Source organism: Halobacteriovorax sp. YZS-3-1, from assembly GCF_047084945.1.
In the GTDB taxonomy this organism is placed as follows: Bacteria; Bdellovibrionota; Bacteriovoracia; order Bacteriovoracales; family Bacteriovoracaceae; genus Halobacteriovorax_A; species Halobacteriovorax_A vibrionivorans.
Map to the genome: position 1 here is coordinate 904,957 of NZ_JBKIYI010000002.1, position 13,391 is coordinate 918,347.

A 13,391-nucleotide genomic window follows, 5' to 3' on the forward strand; every position below is an offset into this window, starting at 1 on the left:
CTGTCTAAACACTTGTCGGAAAACCGCGTAGAAAAGTTTAGTATCATTTAACATTTCAGTAGTTTAGCGTGGATTTAGCTAGCGTACCTTTTTCTCATCTCCCACAGGAGGTTACTAATATAAGGCCTTCTGGTCTCTTTTGTTGTGAGCATCAGAAGCTTGGTGATTTTTAGGTTATTTGCATCAGAGTAGAGAAGAATAAGCATCTCTCTAATGAAGTCAGTGGATAAGGTTATGTAATTATCTGTTCCAACACCTAAGTTTACACCTTTCTTCTCCCACCAAGAAAATGGGTGGTCCTTAAAATCTGGAAAAGCTCCAGTAAGCTTTAAGTTTGAAGAGGGAAGTGCAACGAGAGAGACTCGTTTTTGAATAATTCGGTTTAGAATATCATGTTGATAGTGCTCAACTTCACGAGCGTTATGAAATTTAGTTTTTAAAAATAGCGTGATATCTTCTTCACTTAAAAGCTCTCCTTTTAAAAGCTTCTCTTTTACATGGGCCGCATCTTGTTCCCATTCCATCTCTTCAAGTTCTAATCCTTGAATTGATTTCGCATCAATTGGCTGATGCTTGCTATTAACCTCTATGATTCGTTGAAAGAGTCTATGATAGTAGTAATTAGGATTGATCCCAAGACTTAGTCCATGCTCAAGTGTATCGATATGCCAAATATTCATCGCATTATCAACGGACTGGATACCTTTTTTAAGAGTTAGCCATGTCTCCCCATGGTGAGAACGAATCTTTAGTCCACGATATTGTAGCTTTCTTAAACCACTTTTAAGCTCTTTGAAATGGGCCTTTCTATAAAGGGCCTTCTCATCACCAACGGTATCAATTTCAACCAAGTTTTCTTTTAAGTATGGATACTTTTCTAAAAGCTCAAGTAGGGCGTCAACTTGATGCTCAAAGTGATCTTTCTTTGTTTTAAAATTATCATTATCAAAGAAATTTAATTCCTTTCTAAACGAAGGTGAGAGGATAAATTTAAAGCTTGGAACCTCTTGTTGAAATTTCTTAAAGCCCTCATAAAGTCCTAGAACAACATCCTCTTCTGTTACTTCTTTAATGCCTGGAATTTGTTCTGAGTCCATTTTTGAGGCACGAGAAAGCGTGAATTTAAGTCGAATACTTCCCACATTATAATTTTCATAAAGTTCTTTTGCCATGTGATAGGCAGCATCTTTATGGGCCTTCTTATTTGTTAGAATGAGTTTTGCAAGAAATAGGATTCTTAGATATGTCGCAAATTGCTCGCCTTCTTTAAGGCGTATGAGATTATCAACGTCTTCAACACTCTCAATTGGAATAGCATCTTTTCCATAAACGGCCTTAATCCTCTTTTCATAAATGGCCTTATTTTTACCGTTTAATAGTTTTTTCAATCGAGGATATATGAACTCTGCATTGAGTGATCCTGTTAAGTGGATATGTTCTTCATAATATGGCAGTGGAAATTTTTTAAAGAAGTTAAAAACAGCATCAGATACTGGATGATTCAAAACTGTTTCAATATCAACTTCGTCAATTTGAAAAGAAGAAAGAAGCTTCATGAATTCCAAAACTGGTTTTTCCAGTAACTGATTATCGCGAATACTTGGAGAGTGAGCCAATAGCTCAAGAGTATCACTTAATGAGATTCCATTTGTCTCACTGATAATCTTGATGAGCTCTTTTTCAATACTGCTAATAATCTGTTCTTTTTTCTTTTGCATAATCTTCTCTTTTATTACTTATAAAGCTTTTGAATTAAATTAAAATTTTCTCTAAGCCTATCGTCGATGGCCTGTGATTTTAAATCTCCATGCCATTTATCTGGATGATAGATCTGCACTAATTTCTTATATTTCTTTTTTCGGTCACTCTCACTAAGATTATTAAATTCCTTTTCTAATTTCTCAGTTTTTAGAGGAAGTAGTGGATATAATTGATCAAACGTTTTATTTAGCCCACTAATCAAATCCCTGTACAAAATAGGGGACTCTTTTATGGAATCGATTGCTTCAGCGTTGATATAACTCTCTATTAACTTGATCTTGGCCTTTGTGTCTTTGATTGCAGTTAAATTTAATATAAGAAGCAATTGGTTTTGATCAGCAAAGCGCTTACTCTTTATTTGATTAATATGCCTAAAAACAAATAAAGTTGATGCTAGGCTTAGAAAGCTTTGTTTGTCTATTTTTCCACCATTTAACTTTTTCAATGATAGTAGAGTTTCTTTATTATATATTGATTTGATAAATTGATTTATTCCTTCGCTTGCGCTTTTATCAATTATTTCAAAGTCATTTTCAATTTGATTTAGTATTTTCTTTGCTTCTTGAAAATCACCCCATTGCATTGAAGAATTCATTCCCTCAAAGAACTGCTCATCTTCTGGTGAAGAAAATAAGTCTTTTTCTTTAAAATATGAAAGGAATGATCTCTCCTTTGGGCCTTGTCCTGATTGTCCTTTAACTCCTTGTGCTCCACCTGAAATGGACATTCTTTCGATCTTTCTTTTAACCATTTCATCAAATTCTTCTTTTGAATGTGACTTCTTTTTTGGTCTATTTGAATTAAAGATACTATCAAGAATATCTTTAAAAAGTGGGGCCAGGGTATATAGGACAACAATGGCAATAAATGCTAGTGTGATATTTGAAATTATTTTTGGTAACATACTTTTGTCTTATTAGTTATCAATATACTTATTATTTTAAAGCTTTAGGTCACAATATGGAATGGGCAATAGATACTCAACTCGTAACACTAACAAAACCTTGGAAGATTTCAGGGGCAGAAGTTAATGCAAAACAAATTATTTATGTCACATTGAAAAATGGGCAATACATTGGTCGAGGTGAAGTTAGCTATGGATCTAAAGAAGACATAGATGTGGATTCATTAAGATTAGAGCTTGATGAATTTGCTCGTGATTATGAAAATCACAGTGTTGTTCAATTTAATGAATTAAACCTATATTTAGATCAGTACGACTTTCAAACGCCTAGACTTAGACTAGGAATTGAAACGGCCTTCCTTGATTATCTTGTTAGGGCCACTGACTTATCTCCTTGGAAGATCCTAGGAACAAATACTGTAAAAAGTGTTAGCTCACTTGAGTCATTACCTGTTTTTTCAACTCTTGAAGAAGGCGAGAAGCTTGTAAAAGAAGCACAAACAGATGGTGTATTAAAGCTTAAAATAACTAAAGAAACTTTTCCTACGCAAGTCGAGATAATAAATACGTCTGCTAGAACTTTTGTTCTTGATGCAAATGAATCTTATGAAGCCGATGCAGAGCTTGTTTTAGAACATCTTGCTTTAATTAAAGGGGATAATGTCCTCTTTATTGAGCAACCGCTGTATCGCTCTGAATTTGCTGGCTATCGTAAGCTAAAAGAGGAATCTCCAATTGATATCTTCTTAGATGAAGGAATTGAAGATCATCGCTATCTCGATTCATTTAAGGACCTATGTCACGGTGTTGTCTTAAAGGTTTCAAAGGCAAATAGCCTTATGAAGTGCTTTTCTCAGCTGCAACAAGCAAAGAAGCTAGAGCTTAAAACGATGCTTGGCTGTATGGTAGAGTCAACTGTTGGAATTTCATCGTTATTCAATATTGCCTATGGTTTTGATTACTATGATTTTGATGGTTTCACTAAAATTAAAGATGAGTTAGATCCTCAGGTAATTTGGGAAAATGGAAAAGTCTTTTTGTCTAATATGAATTAAATTCCCCCTCGAAAAATTAGGGTGTTCATTTAAAATAATAGGACAAGTTGTTTTATTATTTTATAACACATTTTTGAGCACGAAATTTGAGGGCCCATGAAAAAAATCAATATCTTACTACCACTAATTATTCTTGTATCTTGCGCGAACGTTAAACCTAAATACACTAAAGGTATTGACCACGAAAAAGTAGAACAACCGAGTGTTGTTTATAAAGAAGTTGTAAAATATAAAGAAAAAGAATTAGAAAGCCTTAAGTCTTACACCATCAATAATATGGATAGGCTAGAGCTACACTATCATAAGAAGCACTTTGACTTTTGGGTAAAATATTTTACTGAAAAACAAAGAGATCTTTTTATTCGTTATGTAAATAACGGAGCTAAGTATAGAAATGTTATCGAAAAGATTATGCGCTCACATGGACTACCGGAAGACTTATTCTTCGTAGGACTTATTGAATCAGGTTATAATACTTTTATCAAATCAAAAGCAGCTGCTGTGGGTCCTTGGCAATTTATTAAGGCCACTGGTAAAAGATATAAGCTAAGAGTTGATAGCTATGTTGATGAAAGAACTCATATCATTAAATCAACAGAAGCTGCTGCCCAATACTTTAAAGACCTTTATAATATTTTCGGTTCATGGGAACTTGCCTTAGTTGCTTATAATAAAGGTGAGTACGGGATTATTCGCTCTATCAGAAAGGGAAAGACTCGTGATTATATGAAATTAGTTTCAAGAAAGTTAATTCCAACTGAAACAATTTATTATGTTCCAAAAGTTGCGGCCGTAAGAGAAATTTATAATAATCCTGAAAAATATGGAATCAAGATTACTGAGTCGAAAGATAGTCCGTTTGAAAAAGTAAAGGCCCATCGTGTATCGAGTTCATTTAACCTTTATAAATTTGCAAAAGCTCGCGGGATTTCTGCCAAAACATTAAAAGTATTAAATCCTGATCTTAAGAGAAAGTGGATTAAAGTAAATCGTAGACGTGCTCAAGATATCTTCTTACCTTCAAGTAACTTCACAGACTATAAGTCACTTGCTGAATATGAGACTCGTAAGTATTTAAAGGGATCAGCATCAAGCTCATCTAAAACAGCTGGTGTTTACCGAGTAAGAAGAGGTGATAACCTAAGTACGATTGCAAGCCGTCTAGGAGTTAGAGTTTCTGATTTAAAGAGAATCAATGGAATTAGAGGATCTAAGATTCTTGTTGGACAAAGGCTTAAATATTCAACTCGTGGTGAAATGGTTACTCACCGTGTAAGAAGAGGTGATAACTTAATCGAGATCGCTAGACGCTACGGTGTTTCAGTTAGAAGTATTAAGTCTCTAAATGGCCTTCGTTCAAGTAAGATCTTTATTGGTCAAAAGCTTAAGATCGCTTCTAATAATGCAAAAAGAGTTGCTCTTAAAAAGTATCGTGTTAGACGCGGTGATAATCTAACTGCAATAGCTCGTAAATTTAAAACTTCTATAAGAAAGATCAAGAAAGTTAATAGTATTAGAGGAAGTGCTTTATATGCTGGTCAGGTTATTAAAGTACCAAGTGAGGGATAGGCAAATAGCTTGTCTTCCCTTAAGCCGGGCCTTATACTGTAAAGATGAAAATTGGATTCGATGCTAAAAGAGCATTTCATAACTTTCGTGGACTAGGGAATTATTCTAGAGATTTAATTGCAAGTTTAAGTCGCTATCACACAGAACAATCATATTACTTATTTACGCCAGACTTTAATGACGACAGGGCCATTCATTGGCTCGATCAATACAATAACCTTAATGTTGTTAGGCCTAAAGATTTTGTTTCACGTAAGTTTCCAGCTTCATGGCGTTCATTTAAAGTTGCCCAAGAGGCCAAGGATTTAGAACTAGATATCTTTCACGGCTTAAGTCACGAACTCCCACAAGGTATAGAGAAAACAGGAATCAAGACAGTAGTAACAATACATGATCTATTATTCTTACGTTTTCCTCAAAACTTTAAATGGCTTGATCGCCAGGTTTATTTTAAAAAAATTAAGTATGCTACAGAAGTTGCAGATGTGGTAATTGCAATTTGTGAACAAACTAAAACGGACTTAATTAATTATCTCGGTTGTCCGGCCGAAAAAATTCGTGTCGTTTACCAAACTTGTAATCCACGTTTTTATTCGCCAATACCTGTTGAAAAACAAGTAGCAACAGTGGAGCGTTACGGAATCCACGATAAATTCATTCTCTATGTTGGTGCAATTGAGCCAAATAAGAATACCATGACGTTGGTTAAGGCCTACGCTGATCTTAAGAAATCAATTAATCACAAACTCGTTATTGTTGGAAATGGTGGTAAGTATAAGAAACAGGTTGAAAGCTATATTCATTCAAAGGGACTTGAAGATAGAGTTATTATCCTTTCAAATGTGACTAATGATGATCTTCCTGCCTTCTATCAACGTAGTGATCTTTTTTGTTTTCCATCTTTCTTTGAAGGATTTGGAATTCCAATTATTGAAGCATTATTCTCAAAGACACCAGTTATTACGTCTAAAGGATCTGTCTTTCCAGAAGCTGGTGGCCCAAATACGATTTATGTTGATCCAAATAACAAACAAGAGTTAAGTGAGCAGATTAGCAATGTGTTAACTAATCATGATCTTGCTTTTGAGATGGTTGAAATGGGCCGTAACTTTGTTGAAAAATTTCATCGTCGTCAAACGGCCCAGAACTTAGTTGATCTTTATAATTCTCTATAATTCTCTATAATTCTTTATTATCTACTTTTCAGTAATAAGTGAAAGATTTGTAAGACTGTACTTCTTTAAGACATCAAGAATCTTTACAAGCCTTGCATACTGAACTTCTTTATCTACTCGAAGATCAATAGGCTTATTCTTATCCTTAATTGCTGCTAGTTTTTCGTCAAGCTCATCCACTGTAAATTTCTTTCCAGCAATGGCCACTTCTTCTTTTGATAATTCTATTGTTAAAACTTTAGAGTCTTGGGAAGCTTTCTCGCCAGACTCTGTCTTAGGTAGATTTAACAGTAGCGCTAATTCTGACTTTTTAAAGACAGTTGAAGTCATAAAGAAAATAAGAAGGAGGAAGACAACATCAATTAAGGGGGTGATATCCGCGCTTGCTTCTTGTCTTGTTCTTTTTTTACTTCTGGAACTCATAGAATTTTTTCCATAATTTCTTGTTCTAATTTTGATTCTAATTTATCCACACTTCCTAGTAGGTAGTTGTGACCAACAAAGTGAGGAATTGCGACAATCATCCCACCAACTGTTGTAATAAGGGCCATTGAGATACCTTGAGCAAATGATGCTGGATTTGATAATCCTGTTTGAGACATTACGTGGAAGGCCTTTAATACACCAACAACGGTACCAAGTAGTCCAAGTAGTGGAGAGATTGTTGCAATAATTTTAACTGTATTTAGACCCTTTTCTGCACTCATAACGTGACCTGCTAGATACTGCTTTGCAATTTCGATTTTTGACGTTGCATCCTTTTCTCCAACATCAGTAATTCTTTTTTGAATGTCACTTGATGTCTGAGAAGTCATCTTCATCTCCACAGAGAGAAAGTATGCCTTAGATAACATAATTGCCCATCCAACAATATTGATGAATAGTAGAATGTACATAATCAATCCACCTTGCTGGATATATTCGTATAAGCGCATTAAAACTCCTTCTAATTTAATAAATGTAACTATCTAATTTTATGATAAATATGGTGTCATGAGAACACTAAAATATGATCTATTTCATACACCTTTCAAACAATTTATTACTTTAAATCTTTTTGACAAAAACCTAACATAAAACAGATTTCAAAAAAGATGAGAGTGCTATTATGTATTTGTAGAGATAAATAGGAAAAAACAAACGGAGGTCCTATGAAATACAATTTAAGCTTTCACAATGTCGATCACTCAGATGCTTTTGAAGACTATGTTGCAAAGAAATTAAAAGGTATCTCACACGATCATAGAAATGTGGGGCATATCCAATTCGTGGCCGACAAAAAAGGTCCAGAATATATGTTCTCTGCAAATGTTAATGGTCATAAGCATCAATTCCATAAAAAAGCTAAAGGAGACAACGTTTACCAAGCCGCAGCAGATGTTCTAGTGGCCTTTAAAAACTGGTATCGAGATCAAAAAGCTGCCAGTTAGTTGAGATTACTAGGTATTAGATAATCTTTTCATTTTAACTTCCAAACACCGCCCAGAGCTCAAGGAATTTTCTTAAGCTCTGGGCAAAAATTTCCGATAAATTCAATAACATTCAGTTTCACTCAAGGTTAGAGTGAATTTAACAAGTACTAACTAGGTAATATCAAGGATGAGAGTAGGTACTAACGTCACATCGCAATTAGCGAAGCGAATGTTAGGTAATGTGAATGATCGCCATATGAGCGAGACTCGCAAACTATCAGGCGCTAAGCGTATCTATGAAGCTGCAGTAGATCCTGCAGGTTCTGCTATTGCGCTTAAAATGACGGCCCAGAACCGCTCTAATCTCCAGGCCCAAAGAAATTCAAACGATAGCTACTCAATGCTAGAAATTGCTGATGCAACGATGGGGACGATGCATGATATTGCAATACGTCTAAAAGAACTTTCAATCCAAATGGCCTCCGACACATACGCGCCAAGTGAGAGAAGAAATGCTGATAGAGAATTTAAGCAGCTTACTAGTGAGATGATTCGAGTCCAAGAAAATGCTCAATACAATGGAACAAGACTTCTCGATGGCACAGGTCGAGACCTTGAGATGCAGGTGGGGATTCGAAATGATGCTAAGAATGATCGAGTTCGCTACAATATTAGTGAAATTATGACATCAAATCGCCACCTTAGTGCACACTCTGTTAATACCAAGGAGAGTGCTAGAAATGCCATGCAAGCGGCCGATGATATGATAGAGAAGATTTCACACTCTCGCTCAAAGGTTGGCTCAACAATGAAGCGCATCGAGAGTACGACAACAAACTTACAAATTAATTATGAAAACTCAGAGTCTGCGAGATCAAAGATTGAAGATACTGACTTTGGAGAGTCTGCTGCTAAAAAGGCCTTGGAGTCAATAAAGATGGAGTCAGCAACTGCCTTTTTAGCACAAGCAAATGTTGGGCCTTCAGCAGTTGCTAAGTTACTTGATTAGTTTACACCAAGTGCCTTCTTAACTTCACTTAATGAAATTGTCTCACCAAGTTTAATAAGATTACCTTTGTCGTCAATGACAAAGTAGGCCGGAACTCCTACCATTCCTTGTGACTTAAGCCATCTTCCGATATGCTCATCTTTCTTTGTCCAGTCTCCAAGTAGTAAGTCGACATTATTCTCATCAACCATCTCTTTAAATGAATCTGTATTTATAACGAGCTTCTCATTAACTTTACATGTGATACACCAACGTGCTGTGAAATCGATAAAAGTTAATTTCTTTTCATTAATTCGCTGGTTCATAGCGTCTTCTGTCCACTTTACCCACTCTAGGCCTTCACGCTTTTTGTCTTCAATAAGAGAGTTCCCACTTCCACTAGTATTAAGTGGAGTTGTAACAGAAGTATAGCCTAAGTATAAAGTAGGGATTAGAACGAGAATTGTCGCATAGACTTTCTTGGTCATTTTCTTTCTCATGTAAAAGAAGAAGAAAGTAAATACCAGCGCTGATTTTATATACATCATGGCAACAGCAGAACCAACAAGAGCGGAGTAAACGTCTAGTAGCCAAACTACTGTAAGGATAAGTGTTAGGCCAAGTAGCTTTTTAACGTGCTCCATCCACATACCTGGCTTAGGTAAGAAACGGATAAGAGCAGGAAAGAATCCTGTTAATAAAAATGGAGCACTTAGTCCTAGACCGATAAATAAAAAGATTAAAAAGATATTTAACGTCGACTCAGAAAATGCAAAAGTTAGTGCGGTTCCTAAAAAAGGAGCCGAACATGGTGTTGAGAGAATCGTTGCAAGAACACCGCTGATAAAATCACCTGAGTACGTATTCCTAATTTCAACATTTCCTAAGGTTGAACCTCCTGGAGTTTTGAATTCAAATAGTCCAAATAAGTTAAGGGCCATAATGAAGATGACAAAGACCATTAAAGAAACAAAGAGTGGAGATTGTAATTGGAAGCCCCAACCAACTTGTTCACCTGATGCCTTTAATCCAACAATCGCAGCTGCTAATGCTACAAATGTGGCCATAACACCAAGAGAGTAGAAGAGATTGTGCTTAAAGATTCGCCCACGACTTTCTTTTGAGTGTTTAATTAATCCAAAGAGCTTTAGTGAAATTACCGGTAATACACACGGCATGATATTTAAGATTAAACCACCAATAAAGGCCATGAGTAGAAAGTAAGGTAGTGAAGAACCTGACTGGTTATTCATTACTTTTGAATCAACTTTCTTTTGAGTGTTATCTACTGGTGTTAAGGTTTTATAGAAACTAGAAAATGATTCACCATTTTTTCCAAAAGATGCCACTTCGTAATCAACTCTATAACTTTCATTAGTCACTGGATCATTAAAGACAAATTTGAACGTAATAGGCTCTTTAAAGTTACCATCTTCTGGTAGGGGATATTCTGGCTCAAGATATGCACCATCCCAGTCCATCATGAAAGAGCCGTAATGATTTCCCTTTTTATCTTGATAAATCTTTTCTCTCTTAAAAGTGAATGGACTCGTTGTATATGGTGTCAGAATATTTTGAGCTCTCTTAAGCTTTTGTCCTTCTCCAGTAATATTGTAGAAAAGGGCCATATCATCACCATGTTGAGTTAGTGTGATATTTAAATATGTTGGTAGAGTTCTCTTTCTTGGAAGATTATTGAATCGCTCTACAATTTCACTCTCAGAGATCGTAATTTCATTTTGGCTTGATGAAAATTTTCCATCGCTAAATGTTCCTTTAATGATTTTTTCTTGTGGGATACAAATATCACGACAGATTAAATATTTAAGATGAACTTGAAAGTTATCACTATTTTTAAATTGGTTATTTAAATAGAAGAAGTACGAGTAGTCGTTCTTATGACCAAATGTTTGAATATCTCCTTTTTCAATGAACTTATGAGGAGTAGGCCATTCAACCATCTCAAGGATTATCTTATCTCCTTGGTCTTTAAACTCAAACTCTGTGGCAAGTCCAGAATCACCAGGATTTTCCCAATAGGTGTGCCATCCTTCTTTATTACGTAGGTTGATGACGAGAAAGTTGGAGTCATTAATTTTAGTTGAGGTTACTTGTGTCTTTAGGAGATCAGAGTAGTCTTCTTTTTGAGCATGAGCTGTAAAACTGCTTAGGAGTACTCCCGTAAATACTATAGAGAGCACAAGTCTTAATTTATTCATCTTTTATCCTTAATGATTCTTAATAACTGATAAAGCCTTAGCGGTAATTATACGCTAAAAATTCACGCTAAATCCATGATTTGACAAAGATTTGACGTTAAAAACCGAGAAAAGACATTTAAAAGCTTAAATTTATTAAGTGCTTGAAATTACGTTGGTCTAATTTTTACTAAATATTTTAGTCTGATATCCGAAGAGATAATAGAAGAGGTACTAATAAACGAGGAAAAAAACGTGAAAACCTTGAATAAATTATTTTTTGCAATGGCCGTGGTTTCGCTAACATCTTGTAGTTATGTTGAGCATTTTGAAAAACGTGCTCAAGTTATTAACGGACTAGAGGATCGAATTCTTCTTTTATCTAAAGAGAATCAGGATCTAAAGAACAAGCTGATGCAGGCCAATTATAAGGTTAAGACTCTTGAAAGTCGCAATTTCTATCTTGAAACACAATTGAAGGATAAAGCGCCAAAGAAAGAGACTTATAAGCAACGTGAGATTGCAAGTGTTGCAAAGGTAAATAGTAACGACCTTGTTAAGTATGACGTGTATAAGTGGGATGCAAAAGAGATGATCTCTATTGCTCAAAAAGAATTTGATGCGAAAAATTATGAAAAGAGTGCACAGTTCTTTAACTCATACACAAAGAATTTTCCTAACTCAAAAGATGTCGATGCTGATTTCCTCTTTCAAGCTGGTGTCGCAAGTTACGAGTCAGGTAAGCATTATGATTGGAGTGAGAAGTACTTCACATATCTTACAAAAAAGTATCCAACTTCAAAGTATTACTTAGGTGCTAAGCTTTGGCTTGGAATGAGTTACCTAAAGCAAAATAGAAGAGATGAATTCTTTGCTGTCGTTGAAGAATTCAGAAAGAAATATAGAAACACTCCTGAATGGAATATTTTAAGTGGGCACTATGAGAAAATCGTACAGAAGTATAAAAAGAACTAGTTTACTCGTTCTAACATTAATAAGCTCTTTTGTTATGGCCGCACCTGAGTCCTCAGTTGAGAGAACTCCTCGTGCCGTTGTTGCCAAGGTTCAAGGGAATGTCTTTGTTACTAATGGCGATAAGACAAAGAAGGTCGATGCTGGAAGTTATCTTTATGATTTCGATGATATCTTTACAGAAGTCGGAGCAGAGCTTGTTTTTAGAGATTACTTCGATCACGAATACCATGTCTCTGGTTCAAGTTATATTTCAGTTCTAAATAAGATTGTTGAACTTAAGTCTGGATATATCTGGGTTAAGTCAATGGAAGAGACTGATGATTCATTTCAATTACAAACAGTAAACTCGACAATAAATTACAATAATGGAGAGTTCATTGCTTCTTATGATCCAGATAATGGAAAAACTCAAATTCTAAGTATTAAAGGTACACATACTTTTAATAATAATGTTTATGAATTTATGAAAGAAAAAGTTGGGCCAGGACGATTTTCATTTATAAAAGAAGATTATGAAAATGGTGCGCCAAGAGTTCCAACACCAATTTCTTCAAGTGCATATCAGGCAGTCACATCTTTATTCCCAGCAGTTAAGCCAATGGATGAGAGACGAATTGCTGCAAAGGCACCAACACACAAAGATAATAAAATCAAACAAGAGCTTTATTCAAAGAAGGCAAAGCGCTCTACGGCCTCAGTTCATTTAAGAGAGGAGATGAGAGTATCTAATAAGCCTGGTGAAATTGTTGTACGTCGTTCAACTTATGATCAAACAAGACGTAATATTGCTTCTGTTCCAGTAGAAGAAAACAGCAGAAGTGAAAAACTTGAGAGAATTTATAGAGAAAAAATGAGAAAACTTGCTTCACAGGCACCTGCGAAAAAGCCTGTAAAAAAGAAGTTTAAGCCAAGTTATACAAAGAAATCTGATGTAGAAGTAAATATTCATCGTTCGAACTTGCGAGTTCCGGCCTCTGATGATTCTTCAACTCCAGATCTGCCACAAATGGCCCCTGAGATCGCTCCGGAAAAGCCGGCACCAGTAAGAAAGTTTCGTCCAGCGAAGCCTGCGCCACAGGCGGCTACAACTCCAATAAAGAAGAGCTCATCTCGTAATCCGGCATCTGTTCCAAGTCCTGTTAGGGATGATCTAAAGAACGATATCTTTGAGAGTTCTTTGCGTCGTGAATATATCAATCAAAAGAAGCATAACGATGCTATCAATAGCTTAATTAATGATCTTGAGAGTTATAGTCAGGATTATAAGCAAGCGTACTAAAAAAAAATCCAGCTATTATAAAAAAATGATCTCAGTTAAAATATAAGCAATTATTTTGCTTATATTTTAACTATT

The 13,391-nt window shown here is 35.4% G+C and carries 12 protein-coding genes; 7 read left to right on the forward strand and 5 right to left on the reverse strand.

Annotated features, from left to right (window positions below):
* Nucleotides 1–74: 74 nt before the first annotated feature.
* Nucleotides 75–1,718, reverse strand: coding sequence for a hypothetical protein (locus tag ACMAZI_RS14425; protein WP_114706365.1), 1,644 nt, complete (start codon nucleotides 1,716–1,718; stop codon nucleotides 75–77).
* 14 nt (nucleotides 1,719–1,732) lie between these two features.
* Nucleotides 1,733–2,665, reverse strand: a complete 933-nt coding sequence (locus tag ACMAZI_RS14430) for a hypothetical protein (RefSeq protein WP_412474384.1) — start codon at nucleotides 2,663–2,665, stop codon at nucleotides 1,733–1,735.
* Nucleotides 2,666–2,721: 56 nt separating this feature from the next.
* Here ACMAZI_RS14430 and ACMAZI_RS14435 point away from each other — a divergent pair, with 56 nt between their 5' ends.
* The 3 genes from ACMAZI_RS14435 (at nucleotide 2,722) to ACMAZI_RS14445 (ending at nucleotide 6,464) form a co-directional block, all read left to right on the forward strand.
* Nucleotides 2,722–3,720, forward strand: coding sequence for an enolase C-terminal domain-like protein (locus ACMAZI_RS14435; protein ID WP_412474385.1), 999 nt, complete (start codon nucleotides 2,722–2,724; stop codon nucleotides 3,718–3,720).
* Between the two features lie 96 nt (nucleotides 3,721–3,816).
* Nucleotides 3,817–5,289 (forward strand): LysM peptidoglycan-binding domain-containing protein, encoded by a 1,473-nt coding sequence (locus ACMAZI_RS14440; RefSeq protein WP_114706362.1) that lies wholly within the window; start codon nucleotides 3,817–3,819, stop codon nucleotides 5,287–5,289.
* A gap of 44 nt (nucleotides 5,290–5,333) precedes the next feature.
* Entirely contained in the window at nucleotides 5,334–6,464 is a 1,131-nt protein-coding gene (locus ACMAZI_RS14445; RefSeq protein ID WP_412474386.1) for a glycosyltransferase family 4 protein, read from the forward strand.
* A gap of 21 nt (nucleotides 6,465–6,485) precedes the next feature.
* Here the strand turns inward: ACMAZI_RS14445 and ACMAZI_RS14450 are convergent, their stop codons facing one another.
* Together ACMAZI_RS14450 and ACMAZI_RS14455 are read right to left on the reverse strand one after the other, a co-directional pair.
* Nucleotides 6,486–6,887 (reverse strand): ExbD/TolR family protein, encoded by a 402-nt coding sequence (locus ACMAZI_RS14450; RefSeq protein WP_114706360.1) that lies wholly within the window; start codon nucleotides 6,885–6,887, stop codon nucleotides 6,486–6,488.
* Nucleotides 6,884–7,399, reverse strand: coding sequence for a MotA/TolQ/ExbB proton channel family protein (locus tag ACMAZI_RS14455; protein WP_412474387.1), 516 nt, complete (start codon nucleotides 7,397–7,399; stop codon nucleotides 6,884–6,886). Before ACMAZI_RS14455 ends, ACMAZI_RS14450 begins: the two co-directional genes overlap by 4 nt.
* Nucleotides 7,400–7,615: 216 nt before the next feature.
* On the opposite strand from ACMAZI_RS14455, the gene ACMAZI_RS14460 reads away from it, so the two are divergent.
* Entirely contained in the window at nucleotides 7,616–7,894 is a 279-nt protein-coding gene (locus ACMAZI_RS14460) for an HPF/RaiA family ribosome-associated protein (RefSeq protein WP_120404581.1), read from the forward strand.
* A 169-nt stretch (nucleotides 7,895–8,063) separates the two neighbouring features.
* On the forward strand, nucleotides 8,064–8,885 hold the full coding sequence (locus tag ACMAZI_RS14465) for a flagellin (RefSeq protein ID WP_412474388.1): 822 nt from the start codon (nucleotides 8,064–8,066) through the stop codon (nucleotides 8,883–8,885).
* Here ACMAZI_RS14465 and ACMAZI_RS14470 read toward each other — a convergent pair.
* Entirely contained in the window at nucleotides 8,882–11,083 is a 2,202-nt protein-coding gene (locus ACMAZI_RS14470; protein ID WP_412474389.1) for a protein-disulfide reductase DsbD family protein, read from the reverse strand. The genes ACMAZI_RS14465 and ACMAZI_RS14470 overlap by 4 nt on opposite strands.
* Before the next feature lie 234 nt (nucleotides 11,084–11,317).
* Here ACMAZI_RS14470 and ACMAZI_RS14475 point away from each other — a divergent pair, with 234 nt between their 5' ends.
* Both ACMAZI_RS14475 and ACMAZI_RS14480 read left to right on the forward strand, forming a co-directional pair.
* Complete coding sequence (locus ACMAZI_RS14475) at nucleotides 11,318–12,037, forward strand: hypothetical protein (protein WP_114706355.1); 720 nt, start codon at nucleotides 11,318–11,320, stop codon at nucleotides 12,035–12,037.
* Nucleotides 12,003–13,316, forward strand: coding sequence for a hypothetical protein (locus ACMAZI_RS14480; protein WP_412474390.1), 1,314 nt, complete (start codon nucleotides 12,003–12,005; stop codon nucleotides 13,314–13,316). Before ACMAZI_RS14475 ends, ACMAZI_RS14480 begins: the two co-directional genes overlap by 35 nt.
* The last annotated feature ends 75 nt before the right edge of the window (nucleotides 13,317–13,391 follow it).

What these genes read in the sequence shown, in the direction of transcription:
- ACMAZI_RS14425 (WP_114706365.1), bottom strand. Translation starts at nt 1,718, where the DNA reads ATGCAAAAGAAAAAAGAACAGATTATTAGCAGTATTGAAAAAGAGCTC.
- ACMAZI_RS14430 (WP_412474384.1), bottom strand. Translation starts at nt 2,665, where the DNA reads ATGTTACCAAAAATAATTTCAAATATCACACTAGCATTTATTGCCATT.
- ACMAZI_RS14435 (WP_412474385.1), top strand. Translation starts at nt 2,722, where the DNA reads ATGGAATGGGCAATAGATACTCAACTCGTAACACTAACAAAACCTTGG.
- ACMAZI_RS14440 (WP_114706362.1), top strand. Translation starts at nt 3,817, where the DNA reads ATGAAAAAAATCAATATCTTACTACCACTAATTATTCTTGTATCTTGC.
- ACMAZI_RS14445 (WP_412474386.1), top strand. Translation starts at nt 5,334, where the DNA reads ATGAAAATTGGATTCGATGCTAAAAGAGCATTTCATAACTTTCGTGGA.
- ACMAZI_RS14450 (WP_114706360.1), bottom strand. Translation starts at nt 6,887, where the DNA reads ATGAGTTCCAGAAGTAAAAAAAGAACAAGACAAGAAGCAAGCGCGGAT.
- ACMAZI_RS14455 (WP_412474387.1), bottom strand. Translation starts at nt 7,399, where the DNA reads ATGCGCTTATACGAATATATCCAGCAAGGTGGATTGATTATGTACATT.
- ACMAZI_RS14460 (WP_120404581.1), top strand. Translation starts at nt 7,616, where the DNA reads ATGAAATACAATTTAAGCTTTCACAATGTCGATCACTCAGATGCTTTT.
- ACMAZI_RS14465 (WP_412474388.1), top strand. Translation starts at nt 8,064, where the DNA reads ATGAGAGTAGGTACTAACGTCACATCGCAATTAGCGAAGCGAATGTTA.
- ACMAZI_RS14470 (WP_412474389.1), bottom strand. Translation starts at nt 11,083, where the DNA reads ATGAATAAATTAAGACTTGTGCTCTCTATAGTATTTACGGGAGTACTC.
- ACMAZI_RS14480 (WP_412474390.1), top strand. Translation starts at nt 12,003, where the DNA reads ATGAGAAAATCGTACAGAAGTATAAAAAGAACTAGTTTACTCGTTCTA.